Raw genomic sequence first — 17,830 nt, forward strand, 5'->3', positions numbered from 1 at the left:
GCGCGTCGATGGATCTCGGACTCACGAGCGAGATGGTCGTGCGGGTCGCCCTCGCGGTCGCGCTCGGCGCAGCGATCGGGCTCCAGCGCGAGATCGACGACCAGCCGGCCGGTCTGCGGACCCATCTGGCGGTTGCGCTCGGCGCATCCCTCTTCGGAGTGATCTCCACGCTCGGGTTCTCGGAGTTCGAGGCCGCGTCGGCCGACACCAACGTCCAGGTCGACGTCACCCGCGTGGCGTCGCAGGTCGTCGTCGGGATCGGCTTCCTGGGGGCGGGCGTCATCTTCCGTCGCGGCGGCGACGTCCAGAACCTCACGACCGCCGCAACGCTCTGGGCCACCGCTGCCGTGGGTCTCGCTGCCGGCGTGGGCGACGGAGGCATCGCGATGTTCTCCGCCGCGCTGCTCGTGGTGGTCCTCGCGGTCCTGCGGATCCCTCGGGACTGGATCCGCCGCCGCTTCACCCGACAGGTGCGGACCGCATCGGTTCGCCTGGTCTCGGGAGCGGACCCTGCGGGCTTCGACACGTGGCTCGGCCAGCTCGAAGGCGCCCGCGTCGAGGTGGTGTCGACGGAGAAGCACGACGGCCGGCTGCGGTTCCGCGTGCGCGTCGACGCCGATCCCGGCCGGACTCCGGAGCAGATCGTCGCTCCGCTGGTTCGCCGTCATGAGATCGACGACGTGCGCTTCCTCGAGGCGCCTGCGGACGGCTGAGAGCGCCGATGCGCCGAGCCGAGACGCATGGATCCGGACGTCGGCGGGTACAGAGAGGGCCTCCAGCACCCCCGACCATGGAAGGACATGTCCACGATGAACCAGGACACCACCACCGCCCAGGACCGACCGCTCCGCACGGTGTCCGGGATCGACTCCAGCCACGCCGAGAAGATGATCGATCTCCTGGCGCAGCGACTGACCTCGATGATCGACCTCGAGCTCACCCTCAAGCACGTGCACTGGAACGTCGTGGGCCCCAACTTCATCGCTGTCCACGAGATGCTCGACACCTTCGTCGTCGAGGTCCGCGACATCGTCGACGAACTCGCGGAACGGATCCGCACCCTCGGCGGCGTCCCGAACGGTCTTCCCGGTGCCCTCGTCGAGTCCCGCACCTGGAACGACTACTCCCTCGGCCAGGCGTCGACGCAGGAGCACCTCCGCCAGCTCGACGTGGTCTACGACGGCATCGTCCTCGACCATCGTCGGGCCATCGTCCACGGTGCCAACTTCGACCCGGTGAGCGAGGGCATCCTCGTCGACGAGACGGCCACGCTCGAGATGCAGCAGTGGTTCGTCCGCTCGTTCCTCCGTGGCACCCAGCCCGACGAGGACCGGCACCGCTTCGGTGACGCCGACCGTGCACCCACCGACGACGAGGTCGCAGCCGCCGACAAGGCCGGCGACGTCTCCGACGAGGTCGGCGAGCACTACCGCGAGATGGCCTCCACCGGCGCCAACGCCAAGGGCGAGGGCCAGATCAGCTGACTGAGAACCCCACCGACGTCACTTCTTCATCCACGGAGCATTCGTCGGATCGAACCGCATCATCGAGGCGGTCTGGCTGGCGGTCGCCATGAGGTGACCGTCACGGCTCCAGACGTGCGCCGCACCATGGCCGTAGTCACCCACGGCCAGGTGCGGACGCAGGTCGATGAGGATCCAGTCGGTCTCGACGAACGTCCCGATGCGGATCGTGTTGTCGAGGCTCGTGCCTCCCGCGATCGTGCCGCAGGCGTGGGCCACCGACATGGGGACCATGTCGGCCATGTAGGCGGCGATCGCCGGCGTGATCGGGCCACCGTCGCGCCGCCGCACCCAGATGCAGAGACGACCGGGTCCGGGGTCGGGGTGCTCGATCACCTCGGCGCTGCGCATCTCGACCACGGCGCTGAACCCGGTGTCCCGTGGGATCGGCGGCAGCGGGATGTCGGGCATGATCTCTGCGAACGCCGCGAAGGGCGTGTCCCAGCGACGGGACTCGTCGGGCGGAGCGACCTTCGGCGCCGCCTCGAAGGTGCCGTCGAGGCCGCCCTCACGGTGGTGGCCGGTGGCTCCCAACGAGGCGAAGACGACCTCGCCCGTCGGGCTCGTCCCGGTGACCCGCACCTGGTTGGTGCGACGACCGGGAGCCAGGATCTCGGCGTCGACCTGCACCTCGGTGCCGAGGCCGACCGTCGAGACGAACTGCGTCGTCATCCACAGCGCCGATCGATCGGTCACCCGTTCCGCAGCGGTGATCGACACTGCGATCGCGGTACCGCCATAGAGCTTGCCGTCGAGGCGAGCCAGGTGGTTCTCGACCGTGAAGTCGAACCGCCCGCTCTCGCCCTCGCGCGTCAGACCCAGGAACTGCTCGTCGACCTGCATCCGGGCAAGCTAGCGAGGCGAGGTCGATGTCGAGGAAGCGTCGAGGCCCCCGCGTCGCGATCGCCAACGCCAGCGACGCACTGCGTCGCTGGCCTCGACTTCGCCCTACCACGGGCGGGCGGGATGCCCGTGGGTCTCAGACGCCGACCAGGATCCGGTTGTCGTCGTCAGTGCTCTCGTCGCCGTCGTCCTCAGTGGCCTCGAGGCTGTGCATCAACTGCTCGCCCTCGACGTCGACGTTGGGGGTGATCCGGTCGAGCCAGGTCGGGTACCACCAGGCCCGGTCACCGAAGAGCGTCATCACCGCCGGCACGATGACCATGCGGACGACGGTTGCGTCGAGCAGCACCGCCGCCGACAGGCCGATGCCGAACATCTTGATGGTCGGGTCGTCGCCGAGGACGAAGCTCCCGAAGACGCTGACCATGATGATGGCGGCAGCGGAGATGACCCGGGCTGATGCCCCGAGACCGGTGAGGACGCTCTCGCGGGCCTTGCCTGTCTTGGCGTACTCCTCGCGGATGCGGGTCATGATGAAGACCTCGTAGTCCATCGAGAGCCCGAAGAGGATGGCGAACATCAGCAAGGGAAGGAAGCTGATGATCGGCACTGTCGTCTCCAAGCCGATCAGGTCCTTGAGCCAGCCCCATTGGAACACGGCGACCAGGACGCCGAAGCTCGAGGCGATCGAGAGCAGGATCGCGATGGCGGCCTTGATGGGCACGACGATCGAGCGGAACACGACCATCAGCAGGATCAGCGTGAGATCGACCACGAGGATCATGAACACGGGCAATGCCGACAGCATCTTGTCGCTGATGTCGATGTTGGACGCCGTCGATCCCGTGAGGGCGACAGCGGCACCGGTCTCGGCCTCGACGTCCTGGAGTCCATCGCCGCGGAGACGGTGAACCGTGTCCTCGGTGGCCTTGTCGGCGGGGCCGGACGTGGGGATGGCCGAGATGACAGCGGTGTCACCGGCCTCGTTGAGGCTGGCCGGGCTGACGCTGTCGATACCGGGATCGGCTTCGATCGCTGTGGCCACTGCGGTTGCGGCCTCAGCTCGATCCCCGGCGGCGGTCAGGTCGACGACAACGGTCAGTGGACCGTTGAAACCGGGGCCGAAGCCCTCGGCCAGCAGGTCATACGCCTCGCGCATTGTGTTGCCCTCTGGCTGCGTTCCGTCGTCGGGAGAACCGAGGCGGAGGCTGAGCGTGGGGACAGCGAGCAGGAGCATGACCAACAGTCCGCCGACGAGCGAGATGACAGGGTGCTCGGTGACCTTCTCGGCCCACTTGGTCCCGAGGGTCTTCTCGCCGGCGCTCGACGTCCTGGCCTTCATGCCGGGAAGGGTGACCTTGTCGATGTTGTGACCGGCGAAGCCGAGCAGGGCGGGGAGGAGGCTGATGGCCACGAGCACGGCGATGAAGACGGTGGCGGCGGCAGCGAGACCCATCACCGTCAGGAACGGGATCCCGACCACGGCGAGACCGCCGATGGCGATCACGACGGTCATTCCGGCGAACACCACGGCGCCGCCGGCCGTCGCGTTGGCACGTGCCGCCGATTCCTCGACGTCGAGGCCGTCGGCCAGGTTCTGGCGATGGCGGGTGACGATGAAGAGGGCGTAGTCGATACCGACCGCCAGGCCGATCATCGTGGCGAGCACGGGGGCGGTCTCCGAAAGGTCGACGAACGCCGACAGGAGCGTGATGCCCATGAGCCCGATTCCGAGGCCGATCAGCGCGGTGATGAGCGGGAGTCCCATCGCGATGACCGAGCCGAACGCGAACAGGAGGACGACCACGGCCACGGCGAGGCCGATGAGCTCGGACGAAGCCGGTTCGGCTTGCGAGTGCGCCGAGACGACACCGCCGCCGAGCTCGACTTGGATGCCTTCGGTCTCGAAGCCTTCGGCGAGCATGATGAGCGACTCGTAGGCCTCCTCGGAGACCGAGATCGCGTCGACCGCGTACTGCACGGTCGAGAACGCGATGTCTCCATCGGGCGAGATCGCTCCGGTGGTCGAGGGGTCGGAGGCGCCGACGGCTTCGGGGAGGTCTGCGAGTTCGGTGCTGAAGGCGGAGAGCTGCGCAGGGTCGAGCGCGGCTCCGTCTGTGGATGCGAAGACGACGCGAGCGCTGTCGCCGGACTGCGCGGGGAAGCGTTCGGTCAGCAGGTCGATGGCTTCCTGCGATTCGGTGCCAGGAATCGAGAACTCGGTCGAGGTCTCGCCGCCGGCGGCCTGGGCGATGACACCCAGCAGGACAAGGCCGATCAGCCATGCGCCGAGGACCTTCCTGCGGTTGCGGACGCTGAAGTGTCCGAGTCGATAGAGCAGTGTTGCCATGTCGGTGTTCCTTCTCGGGGTGGTGGGGGTGTGCCCATCAAATGCGCCGATCCTCAGAGAACCCTTGGAACAGCCGTGGAGACCGCGCCGACCGCTCCGGCGCCCGTTCGCAGCGTTCTCTGAGCGAACTCCAAGGATCATGCGGTTCACTGGGACGATGTCCACCGGCCCGCGACTCGACAACACTCCCCGAGGAGAGGGCCGGAAGATCCTCATCGTCGATGACGAGGACTACATCACCGACCTGTTGGGAACCGCGCTGCGGTTCGTCGGATTCGAGACCGCAATCGCCCACAACGGCAACGACGCGCTCCGTTCGATCGGTGACTTCGGCCCCGATCTGGTGGTTCTCGACGTCATGATGCCGAGTCCGGACGGCTTCGAGGTCTGTCGACGCATGCGAGCCGACGGCGACAACACGCCGGTGATCTTCTTGACCGCCCGCGATGCTCCTGACGACCGCGTCGCCGGATTCCTCAAGGGCGGCGACGACTATGTGACGAAGCCGTTCGGTCTCGAGGAGATGGTGGCCCGGGTGCATGCCGTTCTGCGGCGAACCGGGTCCGGCGACGTGGCGACGAACCTCCACGAGTATGCGGATCTCGTGATGGACGAAGACGCACATCGTGTGACTCGACACGGGGACGCGATCGATCTCTCACCAACCGAGTTCCGGCTGCTGCGGTACCTGTTGTTGAACGCAGACCGCGTGTTGTCGAAGGCGCAGATCCTCGACCACGTCTGGCAGTACGACTACGATGGAAACGCCAGCGTGGTGGAGACCTACATCTCGTACCTCCGAGCGAAGGTCGATGCCCACGAGCCGAGGCTCATCCGGACCGTGCGCGGCGTCGGCTACACGTTGCGCGACTCGGACTGACCGATGTCGACAGCTCGGAGAATCCAACTCGGGATCCTGCTCACGGTCTTCATCGTGATGGTGACCTGCGGCGTCGGCATCCTGGTCACCGTGCGGTCGGAGTTGGTGGACCAGATCGACGACCAACTCGAGACGGGAGCGGAGACGCTCGGTCGCCTCGACGACCCGATCGACGCGCTGGGACTCGTCGAGACCGTGGCCATGCAGCCCGATCGCGAGAGCGCGTTGCTGGTGTTCGGTCCGAGTGGGGATCTCGTTGCGAGCGTGTCGAGTGGGACCGGAGAGGGCGACGCGCTTCCCGACATCGGTCGTGTGGGCATCACCGGTCTGCAGGAGCGGGAAGGGCGGACGATCCAACTCCCCGCGGTCGACGACTCCGTGGAGTACCGGGTCGTGGCGGTCGAGGTCGGCGACTCGGTTCTCGTCATCGCATCGCCGCTCGACGAGGTCCACGACACGATGGGCCGGGTGACGGTCGCGCTGATGGTGGCCGCAGGGTTCGCCGTCGCCGCCATCGGCGTGGTGACGACGATCGTGATCCGGCGAGCGATCAGTCCCATCGACGACATGATCGACACCGCCGCAGCGATCGGTGATGGCGACCTCTCCCACCGAATCGACACGTCGTCGCACGATCCCGAGGTCCTGCGCCTCAGTGGAGCGCTCAATGACATGCTCCACCAGATCGAGGACGCGTTCGCCGAGAAGGAGACCTCGGAGCGGCGACTGCGTCAGTTCGTCGCTGATGCATCGCATGAGTTGCGGACACCGTTGTCGTCGATCCGCGGATACTCGGAGTTGTACCTGACCGGTGCGGCGACCGACGAGCACGCAGTCGGCCGAGCGATGACCCGCATCCAGTCCGAGGCGATCCGGACCGGTGGGCTCGTGGAGGACCTCCTCCTGTTGGCGCGCCTCGACCAGGGTCGCGAGATCCAGCGCGAGGAGGTCGATCTCACCCGCGTTGTCTCCGACGCCGTCGCCGATGCCAAGGCGATCGAACCGGAGCGTGACCTGGCTCTCGCGCTGCCGGATCAGTCCGTGTCGTTGCTCGGTGACGAGGGGCGGCTGCGTCAGGTCGTCACCAACCTCCTGGCCAACACCCGAGCGCATGCGCCGGGGACCAGGGTCGAGGTGCAGTTGATGCAGGACGGAGGCGTCGTGACGCTCGTCGTGCGGGACGAAGGGCCGGGACTCGACGACGATCAGGCTGCGCGCGTGTTCGACCGGTTCTGGCGGGCCGACGAGACGAGAAACCGCCGGACAGGCGGGAGTGGGCTGGGGCTGTCGATCATCGAGTCGATCGTCGAGGCGCACGGTGGCACTATCGAACTGGAGACGGCTCCGGGCCAAGGGGCGACCTTCTCGGTATGGCTACCGATCCGGGGCGGCGTTCCCGAGCCGTGAAGTCGCGGCCCGTCGACATGGATGCGAACCGTAGATTGGCGCCATGAAGGAACTCGTGTACCACCGCATGCTCCTCCCGGCGATCGCCGACTACCCCGACAAGGTGGGATTCATCGACGGCGAGCGGCGGTTCACCTACCGAGAGCACGGCGACCGGGTGTTCCGCCTGGTGCATGCGCTGCGCAACCAGCTGGGCATCGAGCCCGGCGACCGCTTCGCCGTGATGTCGGCGAACTGCCACGAGTTCCTCGAGCTCTACCACGCCGCGTTCCTGGGTGGCGGTGTGATCAACCCGCTGAACCTCCGTCTCGCCGGCAAGGAGCTCGACTACATCCTGCGCGACTCGGGCACCGAGGTCGTGTTCGTCGACCCCCTCTTCGCCGGCCACCTGGCCCAGGCGTTGGCGAGCTCCGGCGAACCGAGCCCGGTCAAGCACGTGGTGCTGATCGGTGATCCGGCGATCATGGGCGGCGCCGAGGTGCCCCACGATCTCCGCTACGACGACGTGCTGGCTGCCGCCGAACCGGTCGAACCGCCGGAGCCCGACGAGGACGATCCCGCCGTGCTCATGTACACGGGCGGGACCACGGGACTGCCCAAGGGCGTGCTGGTCGAGCACCGGGCCGAGATGCTGAACCTCTACCACATCGCCATGGTGATCTCGTTCGACGACTCGAGCGTCTACCTGCACCAGACACCCATGTTCCACGCCGCATCGATGGGCGGGATCATGGGCACGCCGGCCAGCGGCGGGACGACCGTGTACCAACCGATGTTCGATCCGGGCGGGGCGCTCGCGCTCATCGAGGAGCACTCGGTGACCCAGACGATGATGGTCCCGACGATGATCGCGATGGCGCTCGACCATCCCGACTTCGCGCCCGAGAAGCTGTCGTCCCTCACGCAGCTGACCTACGGCGCGTCGCCGATGCCGGCGGCGCTGCTCGACCGCCTCATCGCGCTGTACCCCGATCTCGACATCTCGCAGGGTTACGGCATGACCGAGTGCTCGTCGCTGCTGACCTGGCTCGATCCCGGCGACCACCGCGCCGGCGGACCGCGCCTGCGGTCGGCGGGCAAGCCCGTTGCCGGCGTCCGTCTGAGCATCCAGGACGAGTCGGGCAACATCCTCCCCCGGGGCGAGACCGGCGAGGTCTGCGCACGGGCCGGCAACTTCATGCGGGAGTACTGGAACAAGCCCGACGCCACCGACGAGGCGTTCCGCGACGGCTGGTATCACACCGGTGACGCCGGCTATCTCGACGAGGGCGGCTACCTCTTCCTCGTCGACCGGGTGAAGGACATGATCGTCACCGGTGGCGAGAACGTGTACTCGGCCGAGGTCGAGTCGGCGATCTCGCGCCACCCGGCGGTGGCCCAGGTCGCGGTCATCGGGATCCCGCACGACACGTGGGGCGAACAGGTCCATGCCGTGGTCGTGTTGCACGACGGGGCGACGGCGACCGAGGAGGAGATCCAGGAGCAGGCGCGCGGCGAGATCGCCGGCTACAAGGTCCCGAAGTCGGTCGAGTTCCGGACCGAGCCGCTCCCGTTGTCCGGTGCGATGAAGGTCCTCAAGAAGGACCTGCGCGCGCCGTACTGGGATGGGCAGGACCGCGCCGTCAACTGACGTTCCGCGCGACGGCACCAACAGGGGGACGCGGCCGTGCGGCTGCTGTACATCGACATCGACACCCTCCGCCCAGACCACCTGGGCTGCTACGGGTACCACCGCGACACGTCGCCCAACATCGACGCGGTGGCGGCTCGTGGGGTGCGCTTCGACGGGGTCTACGCGTCGGACACCCCGTGTCTGCCGTCGCGCTCGGCGTTGATCTCCGGTCAGTTCGGCATCCACAACGGGGTCGTCGGCCACGGCGGTTCGGCGGCCGAGCCGTTCCGCGAGGGCGTATCACGTGGGTTCTGGTCGAAGCTGGCGATGACGTCGTGGGCACGTCAGCTGCGCAATGCGGGGATCCGCACGACGACCATCTCGACCTTCGCCGAGCGGCACGCCGCCTATCACTGGCTGGCGGGGTTCAGCGAGAACATCAACGTCGGCCTCGGAGGTCTCGAGACCGCCGACCAGGTTTCGACCGAGTTCCTGTCGTGGGCCGACCGCCATGCCCGTGAGGACGACTGGTTCTGCCATGTCCACGTGTGGGACCCCCACACGCCCTATCGGTCGCCGGCCGAGTACGGCGACCCGTTCGCCGACGAGCCGATTCCGTCCTGGCTCACCGAGGAGGTCCGTGCCGAGCACTGGGACCTGCCGGGTCCGCATTCTGCCCAGGAGATGATCGGGTTCGGCGGCGGTCGGGGCCACGACCGGTTCCCACGCCAGCCGTTGGAGGCGACCGACCTGTCACAGGTCCGTCGGATGTTCGACGGCTACGACACCGGCATCCGCTACGCCGACGACCACGTCGGCCGGTGGCTCAACGCGCTCGCCGACGCGGGCGTCCTCGACGACACCGCGGTCATGATCTCGGCCGATCACGGCGAGACCCTCGGCGAACTGGGCACGTACTGCGACCACCACTTCGCCGACGAGCACACCAGCCACCTTCCGATGATCCTGCACTGGCCCGGCGTCGCTGGTGCCGAGGGCGGTCGCGTCGCCGGCGGCCTGCACTACCAACTCGACGTCGCCGCGTCGGTCGTCGAGTTGGCCGGTGGTCGTGTGGCGCCGGGATGGGACGGCGAGTCGTTCGCCGACGCGCTGCGCGCCGGAGACGCGCCGACCGGCCGGGAGCACCTGGTGCTGTCGCACGGGGCGTGGACGGCGCAGCGCGGGGTCCGCACCACCGACCACCTCTACCTGCGGACGTTCCACGACGGGTTCCACGGGTTCGCCGACCAGATGCTCTTCGACCTCTCGACCGACCCGCACGAGCAACACGACCTGGCCGATGCCGATCCGGCGCAGTGCCGTGCGCTCGACGATCTGTTGGCGTCGTGGCGTGACGACTGCCTCGCGTCGTCCTCGACCGGCATCGATCCCCTCGACACCGTCCTCGACGAGGGCGGGCCGTGGCACGTCCGTGGCCGCCTGCTCGAGTACGCGGACCGACTCCGGTCCACGGGCCGAGGGGCGTGGGCCGACACCCTCCTCGCCCGCCATCCCCGAGAGGCGTCGGGCGAACTTCCCCGGTCGGGCTTCTGAACGCAGTCGTAGGCTCGGCGCATGGCCCTCGATCGTCGTCAGTTCCTGCTCGCCACGATCGCGACCGCAGCGGTGGGGGCGTGCTCGTCCGACGACGATGACAGTGGCGCGAGAGCGTCGTCGTCCACGACGACGACCGAGGCCGGCCCCTCGCTGGCCTCCGACCCGTTCACGCTCGGCGTCGCGTCGGGTGATCCGCTCCCGGGCGGGGTGATCCTCTGGACGCGGCTGGTGATGGACGCCACCGAAGCCGACGGAGCCATGCCGACCGACGACGTGCCGGTCGCCTGGCAGGTCGCCACCGACGCCGCCTTCGAGTCCATCGCGGCCGAGGGGTCCGCGACGGCGCTCGCAGCCCTCGGGCACTCCGTGCACGTCGACGCCGACGGTCTCGACCCCGACACCGAGTACCACTACCGATTCACCGCCGGTGGCCACACCAGCCCGGTCGGCGTCACCCGGACGTTCCCGGCCGACGACGCCTCGCCCGGCCGGTTCCGGTTCGCCGTCGCCACGTGCCAGGACCTGCAGTTCGGTCGCTATGGCGCCTGGGCCCACGCCGCCGCCGACGGTGACTTCGACGCCGTGCTCTTCATGGGCGACTACGTCTACGAGTTGCCGCCCTTCGACGTGTCACCCGAACAGGACGGCAGTCGGATGTGGCGGGTCGACACCGCGGTCAGCGTCGACGACTTCCGCATCCGCTACGCCCAGGTGCGTGAGGACCCGGCGCTCCAGGCTGCCCACGCCATGGCCCCGTGGATCGTGATGTGGGACGACCACGAGGTCACCGACAACTACACCGGCGACACGTCGTACACCGATCCCGATCCTGACGACCTCCGCGCCGCGAGGGCCGCGGCGTACCAGGTCTGGTACGAGCACATGCCGGTCCGCCTGCCCGCACCCGCCGACATCACCGACGGGGAGACGTACCCCGTCTACCGGGCCTACCGCTACGGCGACCTCGTCGACCTGGCCACCCTCGACTCGCGCCAGTACGCCGACCCGACCCCGTGTCGTGAGACCTCGTCGGGTGACCGGGGCCCTGGGTGCGAGGAGCGACTGGACCCGGACCGGACGCTGCTCGGCGCAGAGCAGTTCGCCTGGCTCGCCGACCGACTCGGAGCGAGCACGGCGCGTTGGTCGGTGCTGGGCAACCCGGTCATGTTGTCGGGGTTCGACGCCAACGCCGGCGAGGGCGAACCCGAGTACTACCTCGAGTCGTGGGACGGCTACGTCGCCGAGCGCGATCGGCTGCTCGCGTTGCTGGCCGACGTCGAGTCACCGATCGTGCTGACCGGCGACTTCCACGCCAGCTTCGTGCTCGACGCCAGGGACGCCTCGGGCGTCGACGTGGCGCCGGAGTTCCTGGTCACCGGGATCTCGTCGTTGCCCTTCGACGCGCCGACGGCGGGCAACCCGCAGGTCCGCTATGCCGAGGCCGGCAACGGCTACCTGGTCTGCGAGGTCACGCCGGAGCGCTGGACCACCGAGTTCCGCCATGTCGTCGACGTCTGGGATCCGGCGTCTGCGGTCGACGCCGGTCCCGTGTGGACCGTCGAACACGGCCAGCGGGTGGCGACCGAGGCGTAGCCCGCCCGCCGCAGCGCTAGCTCCAGTGGCTGCGACCAGCGTCGGCCATCTCGGGTGCCGGCTCGGTCGGGTCGAGGACACGGATCACCTCGCTCGCGGCGAAGAACACCCCGCCGAGGATCAACAGGACCGCGCCGACGCCAGCCCAGATCAGGTACGGGGTGGTGTTGATCACCTCGAACTCGGAGGAGGAGCCGGCGGTCATCGCGGCGACCGACAGCGTCAGCGCGCACAGGACGCCACCGCCCACGAGGAGCCAGGTTCCGGTCCGACGCATGTTCATCCCCCTGCCGTTCAGGACTCGTGCGGCCGTGACCGGCGCCGAGCCGACGCCGCACTGCTGGCGATGCTGACGGAATCGACGGTGCTTGTCCACCGTTCCGGCATTCGCACGGAGGTGTCGCCCGATGGTGGTGCCCGGAGTGCAGTGTCGGAGCGACAACCGCCGCCCGCGATTCCCAGAAGCGAGGCCGGGTCCGCCGTCCCGGAGGGACGGTGGCGGAGGGAGTGGGATTCGAACCCACGGAACCCGCGAGGGGCTCGACGGTTTTCAAGACCGTTCCATTCGTCCGCTCTGGCATCCCTCCAGCGGCCATCCGGGCCGGCCGGTCGAACTCGCTCGGGAGCGAACTCGAAGCCGGCCAACCCGTCTGGACTGGCGGAGAGAGAGGGATTTGAACCCTCGGAGGACTTGCGCCCTCACTTCCTTAGCAGGGAAGCACCATCGGCCTGACTCGGTCATCTCTCCGTGCGATCGGCGAGCCTAGCGGGCGCCTCCCGACAGTCGGCAGCCCAGTTCGCGAAGGCCCCGCGACCATCCACCACGCATCATCCGTCATGCGGTATGTGCAACTGCAGCAAGCGTTCGTGACGAATATCACAAGCTCGAATGTTGCGTTTGGTTTACGAACCGTCCAGGCTTTGTCACATCACACCAGATGAATAGCGACGGTCGCGCACTTCGCGGCATCCCCCACTGAGGGATGTGCAGTGTGCGATCGGGTCCGGATTCGGCACTCCCCCCGGCTGGCTCCACCACCTGCGTCTCCATCCCCTCCGACGCGTTGCTTTCTCCCCAACACCGGCTCAGCGGCTTCGTCGCGTCTGGTGGAAAGGACACGCACCACAATGCGCAACAAACTGATCCCCGCACTGGCCGGTCTCGGCCTCGCACTCCTCCTGGCGGTCACCGCGACCGTCGGCGCAGGAGCCACCGACGCCCCCGAGGGCGGAGACAACGAGGAGGTGGTCGCAGCGAGCGTCTTCGGTGCCGCCATCACCGTCCCCCTCGTCGAGGCGCCCGCACCGTCGATGGACGACGTCGACGCCTTCCGCCCCGCTCCCGGCCCCACCGCCGAGGAGATGGACGCCTACTTCGCCGGCATCGAGCGAGCGAAGGCCGAGGCTGCCGCCGCAGAAGCGGCCGCTGCCGCCGAGGCCGCCGAGGCGAAGGCCGCTGCCGCGGTCGTGCCCGCCGCGGCGCCCGGTTCCGTCCAGGACATCATCGCTCGCTACTTCGGGTCACAGACCCAGAAGGCGCTCGCCGTCGCTCGCTGTGAGTCGGGTCTCAACCCCGGCGCCATGAGCCCCGGTGGCGGCAACCACGGCCTGTTCCAGATCAACAACGTCCACAGCGGTCACTTCCAGTCGGTCACGGGTGCCCCGTGGTCGGCCCGCTACGACGCCGAGATGAACACCCGGTTCGCCCACTGGCTCTACAGCCAGCAGGGCTGGGGACCGTGGGCCTGCGCCTGACACCCCGCAACGCACGGGAGTCCTGAGGACCCCGGCGAAGAACGGAGACCATCGGCCACGTCGCGCGAGCATGCGACGTGGCCGATGGTCGTTTTGCCCCCAGCCCGACCGGTCCCCTCCACGTCGGGAACCTGCGCACCGCGTTGCTGGCATGGCTCTTCGCGCGGGTCGACGGCGGCCGGTTCCTCGTCCGGGTCGAGGATCTCGATCCGGTGGCGAGCCGCGAGGCACACGTCGAGTCACATCTCGCCGACCTCGTTGCGCTCGGCCTCGATCACGACGGCGACATCATCCGCCAGTCCGACCCTGCGGTCCGGGAGCGGCACGAGGCGGCGGTGCAACGACTCGACGACGACGGACTCCTCTATCCGTGCTTCTGCTCGCGCCGTGAGGTGGCCGAGGCCGTCGCCGCAGCGCACGGCCCGCTCCCGGAAGGCGCGTACCCGGGGACGTGTCGCGACCTGACCGACGACGAGCGCGCCGGACGGGCGGAGCGACGGACGGATCGCGGACCTGCGTTGCGGGTCCGAGCCGACCTGGCCGAGATCACGATCGTCGACCGCCTCCACGGCAGCCACACGGGTCTGGTCGACGACTTCGTGGTCCGTCGTGGCGACGGCGTGCCGGCGTACAACGTCGCGGTCGTCGTCGACGACGCTGCGCAGGGGATCGCCGAGGTCGTGCGCGGCGACGACCTGCTCGAGGGCACGCCTCGCCAGGTGTGGCTCCACGGCGTGCTCGGTCTCCCGACCCCGGCCTACGCCCACGTTCCGCTGGTGCTCGGACCCGACGGGGAACGACTCGCGAAGCGCCACGGCTCCGTGACCCGGGCCGAGCTCGAAGCCGAGGGGTGGTCGGCGGCTCGTCTGCTCGGTGTCCTCGGTGCGTCCATCGGCCTGGCGGGGGATCGCGACGAGGTCACGGCAGCGACGCTGCTCGAACGCTTCGACCCCGACGCCGTGCCGACCCAGCCGTGGGTGTTCGACCCGACCAGCGGCTGACCGGGATCAGAGCGTGCGCAGGCCGTCGACGATGAGTCCGGCGCCGACGATGATCGTCCCCGCGCCGATGAGACGGACACCGGCCGTCGCCAACGCGACGGGGACCGAGCGACGCAGGTAGACGCCGGTCGCTCCCAGCACGATCGAGATGCCGGCCGCCACGAGCACCGTGAGCGTGCCCTCCTCGGCGCCGGCGGAGATCGCGAGCACGGCTGCCGCCGGGGTGAACAGGGTGGGGAACGCCACGAAGCCGGCGAGGCGCAGGTCGGTCTCGGGTTCGATGGCATCGCGGGGCGCTCCGGCGAAGAGCCAGCGGAGGCCGGCGGCCACGAGGACGGCACCGGCACCCACGCGGAAGGTGCCGAGGTTCACGTCGAGCGCGTCGAGGATCGACTGCGAGGCGGCGGCGGCGAGGACGAGCGTCGTCAGCGCGGCGGTGGCGCCGGCGATCACGGGGAGCGGTCGGTCGGTGCGGCGGTCGTGGGCCAGGGCGACCAGCGCGGCGGCCGGGTTGCACGCGGCGACGAAGGCGATGATGGCAGCGATCAACGAGAACTCAACTCCGGGAGGGCTTCGGGGGGCGGGCGATCATCGCAGGACGGATCATGGCAGCACGGGCTCGGCGCCGAGCATCCCCGACGCAGCGTGTTGTTGGTCGTCCATGCGGGTGAAGTCGTCGTAGAACCACGCACCGGCCTCCTGTGGTGGGGTCGACGACGTGGCCGGGACCTGATCGGCGGCGAGGCGGGCGGCGCCACAGGCCAGTGCCTCGCCGGCGCCGTCGGACAGGTCGGCCATGCGAGCATCGACCTCGGTCATGGTCTGCAGCGCGGCCAGGCCTTCGATCCACGTGCCGAACCCCGACCCGCGCGGCGCAGGTCCGTGGGTCAACGATCCGTACGACGTCCCGCGTTGGGCGTCGAAGCGGACGAACGAGGCGTAGCGGTGGAGGAGACCACGGGCGTAGTCGATGTGGTGGTCCTCGAGGCCCCACTCGACCATCTCGGCCAGCGAGTACGCGGCCCACTGGTCGGGCCAGGGCTGGGGGAAGAAGTCCTCGTCGACGTCGCGCTGTGTCGTGAGGTAGTCGAGGGTCGAGATGGCCGGCGCCCGGTAGCCCTCGAGCGGGAACGCCTCGTGCACCAAGGCCATCGCCCAGAGCGCTTCGCCCGTCGCGTACACCGAGGTCTCGTCGGGGACGGGTGCCTGCTGCTCGATGTCGTAGCGGTTGAGCATCGAGCCGTCGGAGCGTTGCTGGCCGGCGAGGAACCGGGTCACGGCCAGCAGCGTCTCGTCGTACGAGGTGTCGTCGGTGGCGAGTCGCCGCTGCGCGAGCGAGACCGCGAGCAGCGCGCTCGCTCCGAGCTTGGCGCTGGCGCTCTCGGTGAACGCCAGGCCGTCGCCCGCCGGTTCGAGACGGTCGAGCATCCACTCCAGGCCGCGGTCGGCCGGGTCGAGGTAGTCGATCTCTCCGGCCCGCGTGAGTTGGTAGAGGCTCATGGTGACACCGGCGTGACGGACCAGGTTGTAGTCGTCGGCCGAGGTCGCGTCGTCACGGTTCCACCCGTAGAGGTAGTGGCCGCTCGGCTCCTGGTTGGCGACGATCCAGTCGCCGGCGGCGACCGCCGTCGCCCGTGCACCGGTCGATGTCAGCGGTGGACACACCTCTGGTGCCCAGAAGGTCACGCGGAGCACGGCGGCACCGACCGTCCACGCCAACAGCGAGCGCCGAAGCCGTCTCGACGCGCTCATCGCGACCGGTTCCGGACGAACGCGACCGGTGCCGCGACGAAGAACGTCAGCGGCAGACGGGTCCAGACCATCCGGAGAGCATCGCGCCCCGAGCGCGTGCTGCCGTCGCGCTCGGTCAATCGCTCGGTCGTACCGGGCTGTACCCGGACGTCGAAGCGGGCCAACCAGTCCAGTCGACGGATCCGTCGCGCCGTGCGTTCGTCGGGGACGACCACCACCCGGTCGCGGGTCGACGGCGTCGCCCAGATCGCGAGCGCGGCGATCGCCGCCAGGCTGAAGACCTCGACCGAGGCGGAGAGTTCGATGGAGAGATGGAACAACACCGCCACCCAGACCGCGGGGATGCGGGTGCGGCCGAACCACAGGCCGACGCCGATGAACAGCTCCATCGCCACGGCCATGGGCGAGGTGACGGTGTGGACCCAGCGCTGGGTGACGACGTCGACGACCCATCCGGCGATCGGCTCGGGAACGCGCGTCGCCACGAGGTGTTGGTGACGCACGGCCCGGTCCCAGAGGACGAGGCCGCCCGACCAGTCGGGGTCGATCAGCTTGGAGAAGCCGGACGCCAGGTACACCGATGACGCCACGATCCGGACCAGCCACAGGGGCCACAGCGTGGAGCGGTCGTCGCGGGGAGGATCACGGCGCGCGTCGAGTGACAAGACCCGTCCGCTGTCGGAGAGCGCGACGGCGGTCAGCAGGATGAGCAGGAACGCCCGGTTGTGGCGGAAGTGGGTCTGCGACAGGAAGAAGTTGGCGGCCACGCAGAACGTGGTGAGGGGCGCCGCGAGGCGGACGTGCCAGCCGACGCCCATCGCCACCGCAGCGATCGCTCCGACCCACACGAGGACCACCTGCACCACGCCGGGGACCTGGGGGAGGAACGTGAACCACGGTTCGTTGAAGTGGTCGAGGTAGGTCTCGCCGGTCACGGCGTCGACGAGGAACGGCCACAGGTGCACGACCACGACCGGCGCGAGGACGATGCGCAGGACGGCCATCGACCGGATCGAGCCGGGCTCGTCGAACACGTCGTCGACGGTCGTCGGCGCGATGAGCGTCACCGCGCCTCCTCTCGGTCGTCGCTGCGCAGCGTGCGTCGCTCGGGGCCGCGGGTGTTGCGGAAGCCGGTCACGTCGGCCTCGAGATAGAGCGTCTCGGTGTCGCCGGGCGTGTGGTCGGCGACCCAGTCGAGCGATTCGGCGAAGAAGTCGAGTGAGGCGTCGAGGCCGGAGTACGCGTGCTTGGTGCGTTCCGGGTGCTGGACGACGCCCCACCCCACGAGCTCGTCCCAGTCGTAGCCGCCCGGCCACGGTTCGTCGATGGGGATGCGTCGGCCGTCGACGGTGACCCGCACGACGTCGGCCTGCCAGGTCGACGACTCGTTGAAGGGCTGGAACCCGAAGAAGTTGTGCGGGTCGTCGTAGCTGCGCACCAGCAGGACCGCTTGCGCGAGCAGCACCGCGGCGAACACGCCGCGGACGAGCCTGGCTCGCCAACGCGGACGCTCGATCCTCGGTGCCCCGGTCACCTCCACCTCCGCAGTGTGACGCG

16 protein-coding genes and 2 tRNA genes are annotated in these 17,830 nt (G+C 69.1%); 9 read left to right on the forward strand and 9 right to left on the reverse strand.

What is annotated here, in order from left to right:
• The first annotated feature begins 8 nt into the window (after positions 1–8).
• Together AB8619_RS19595 and AB8619_RS19600 are read left to right on the forward strand one after the other, a co-directional pair.
• A complete protein-coding gene (locus AB8619_RS19595) occupies positions 9–713 on the forward strand; it encodes an MgtC/SapB family protein (protein WP_436794311.1) in 705 nt (234 codons plus the stop codon).
• Positions 714–800: 87 nt separating this feature from the next.
• Positions 801–1,484, forward strand: coding sequence for a Dps family protein (locus AB8619_RS19600; RefSeq protein ID WP_436794312.1), 684 nt, complete (start codon positions 801–803; stop codon positions 1,482–1,484).
• A gap of 18 nt (positions 1,485–1,502) precedes the next feature.
• On the opposite strand, the gene AB8619_RS19605 is transcribed toward AB8619_RS19600, so the two are convergent.
• Positions 1,503–2,366: an acyl-CoA thioesterase gene (locus tag AB8619_RS19605; protein WP_436794313.1), complete on the reverse strand. Its 864-nt coding sequence runs from the start codon at positions 2,364–2,366 to the stop codon at positions 1,503–1,505.
• Between the two features lie 136 nt (positions 2,367–2,502).
• Entirely contained in the window at positions 2,503–4,716 is a 2,214-nt protein-coding gene (locus AB8619_RS19610) for an MMPL family transporter (protein WP_436794314.1), read from the reverse strand.
• 157 nt (positions 4,717–4,873) lie between these two features.
• Here AB8619_RS19610 and AB8619_RS19615 point away from each other — a divergent pair, with 157 nt between their 5' ends.
• From AB8619_RS19615 to AB8619_RS19635, 5 genes are read left to right on the forward strand one after another with little or no spacing between them, the layout of a single operon-like run.
• The gene (locus AB8619_RS19615; protein WP_436796415.1) at positions 4,874–5,596 is read left to right on the forward strand and encodes a response regulator transcription factor; all 723 of its coding nucleotides are present in this window, start codon (positions 4,874–4,876) and stop codon (positions 5,594–5,596) included.
• A 3-nt stretch (positions 5,597–5,599) separates the two neighbouring features.
• Positions 5,600–7,003, forward strand: a complete 1,404-nt coding sequence (locus tag AB8619_RS19620; protein WP_436794315.1) for a sensor histidine kinase — start codon at positions 5,600–5,602, stop codon at positions 7,001–7,003.
• Between the two features lie 43 nt (positions 7,004–7,046).
• Positions 7,047–8,633 (forward strand): long-chain-fatty-acid--CoA ligase, encoded by a 1,587-nt coding sequence (locus AB8619_RS19625; RefSeq protein ID WP_436794316.1) that lies wholly within the window; start codon positions 7,047–7,049, stop codon positions 8,631–8,633.
• A gap of 36 nt (positions 8,634–8,669) precedes the next feature.
• Positions 8,670–10,169, forward strand: a complete 1,500-nt coding sequence (locus tag AB8619_RS19630) for a sulfatase family protein (RefSeq protein ID WP_436794317.1) — start codon at positions 8,670–8,672, stop codon at positions 10,167–10,169.
• Positions 10,170–10,190: 21 nt separating this feature from the next.
• Complete coding sequence (locus AB8619_RS19635) at positions 10,191–11,765, forward strand: alkaline phosphatase D family protein (protein ID WP_436794318.1); 1,575 nt, start codon at positions 10,191–10,193, stop codon at positions 11,763–11,765.
• A 16-nt stretch (positions 11,766–11,781) separates the two neighbouring features.
• Here the strand turns inward: AB8619_RS19635 and AB8619_RS19640 are convergent, their stop codons facing one another.
• From AB8619_RS19640 to AB8619_RS19650, 3 genes are all read right to left on the reverse strand, one after another.
• Positions 11,782–12,042, reverse strand: a complete 261-nt coding sequence (locus AB8619_RS19640) for a hypothetical protein (RefSeq protein WP_436794319.1) — start codon at positions 12,040–12,042, stop codon at positions 11,782–11,784.
• A 219-nt stretch (positions 12,043–12,261) separates the two neighbouring features.
• Positions 12,262–12,352: transfer RNA gene (locus tag AB8619_RS19645), tRNA-Ser, on the reverse strand.
• Between the two features lie 69 nt (positions 12,353–12,421).
• Positions 12,422–12,513, reverse strand: a tRNA-Ser gene (locus tag AB8619_RS19650).
• A 380-nt stretch (positions 12,514–12,893) separates the two neighbouring features.
• On the opposite strand from AB8619_RS19650, the gene AB8619_RS19655 reads away from it, so the two are divergent.
• Positions 12,894–13,520, forward strand: a complete 627-nt coding sequence (locus tag AB8619_RS19655; RefSeq protein WP_436794320.1) for a transglycosylase SLT domain-containing protein — start codon at positions 12,894–12,896, stop codon at positions 13,518–13,520.
• A gap of 77 nt (positions 13,521–13,597) precedes the next feature.
• Positions 13,598–14,521, forward strand: coding sequence for a tRNA glutamyl-Q(34) synthetase GluQRS (gluQRS, locus tag AB8619_RS19660; protein ID WP_436794321.1), 924 nt, complete (start codon positions 13,598–13,600; stop codon positions 14,519–14,521).
• Between the two features lie 6 nt (positions 14,522–14,527).
• On the opposite strand, the gene AB8619_RS19665 is transcribed toward gluQRS, so the two are convergent.
• Genes AB8619_RS19665 through AB8619_RS19680 form a run of 4 tightly spaced genes read right to left on the reverse strand, consistent with a single transcriptional unit; the run spans position 14,528 to position 17,813 of the window.
• Complete coding sequence (locus tag AB8619_RS19665) at positions 14,528–15,070, reverse strand: hypothetical protein (RefSeq protein WP_436794322.1); 543 nt, start codon at positions 15,068–15,070, stop codon at positions 14,528–14,530.
• A gap of 54 nt (positions 15,071–15,124) precedes the next feature.
• Complete coding sequence (locus AB8619_RS19670) at positions 15,125–16,273, reverse strand: hypothetical protein (protein ID WP_436794323.1); 1,149 nt, start codon at positions 16,271–16,273, stop codon at positions 15,125–15,127.
• Positions 16,270–17,340 carry an HTTM domain-containing protein gene (locus AB8619_RS19675; protein WP_436794324.1) on the reverse strand — a complete coding sequence of 357 codons (1,071 nt, stop codon included), beginning with the start codon at positions 17,338–17,340 and terminating at the stop codon, positions 16,270–16,272. The genes AB8619_RS19670 and AB8619_RS19675 overlap by 4 nt, the downstream gene beginning before the upstream one ends.
• Positions 17,337–17,813 (reverse strand): hypothetical protein, encoded by a 477-nt coding sequence (locus AB8619_RS19680; protein ID WP_436794325.1) that lies wholly within the window; start codon positions 17,811–17,813, stop codon positions 17,337–17,339. The genes AB8619_RS19675 and AB8619_RS19680 overlap by 4 nt, the downstream gene beginning before the upstream one ends.
• Between the last annotated feature and the right edge of the window lie 17 nt (positions 17,814–17,830).

It is taken from the genome of Actinospongiicola halichondriae (assembly GCF_049103745.1).
Lineage (GTDB): Bacteria > Actinomycetota > Acidimicrobiia > Acidimicrobiales > Salinilacustritrichaceae > Salinilacustrithrix > Salinilacustrithrix halichondriae.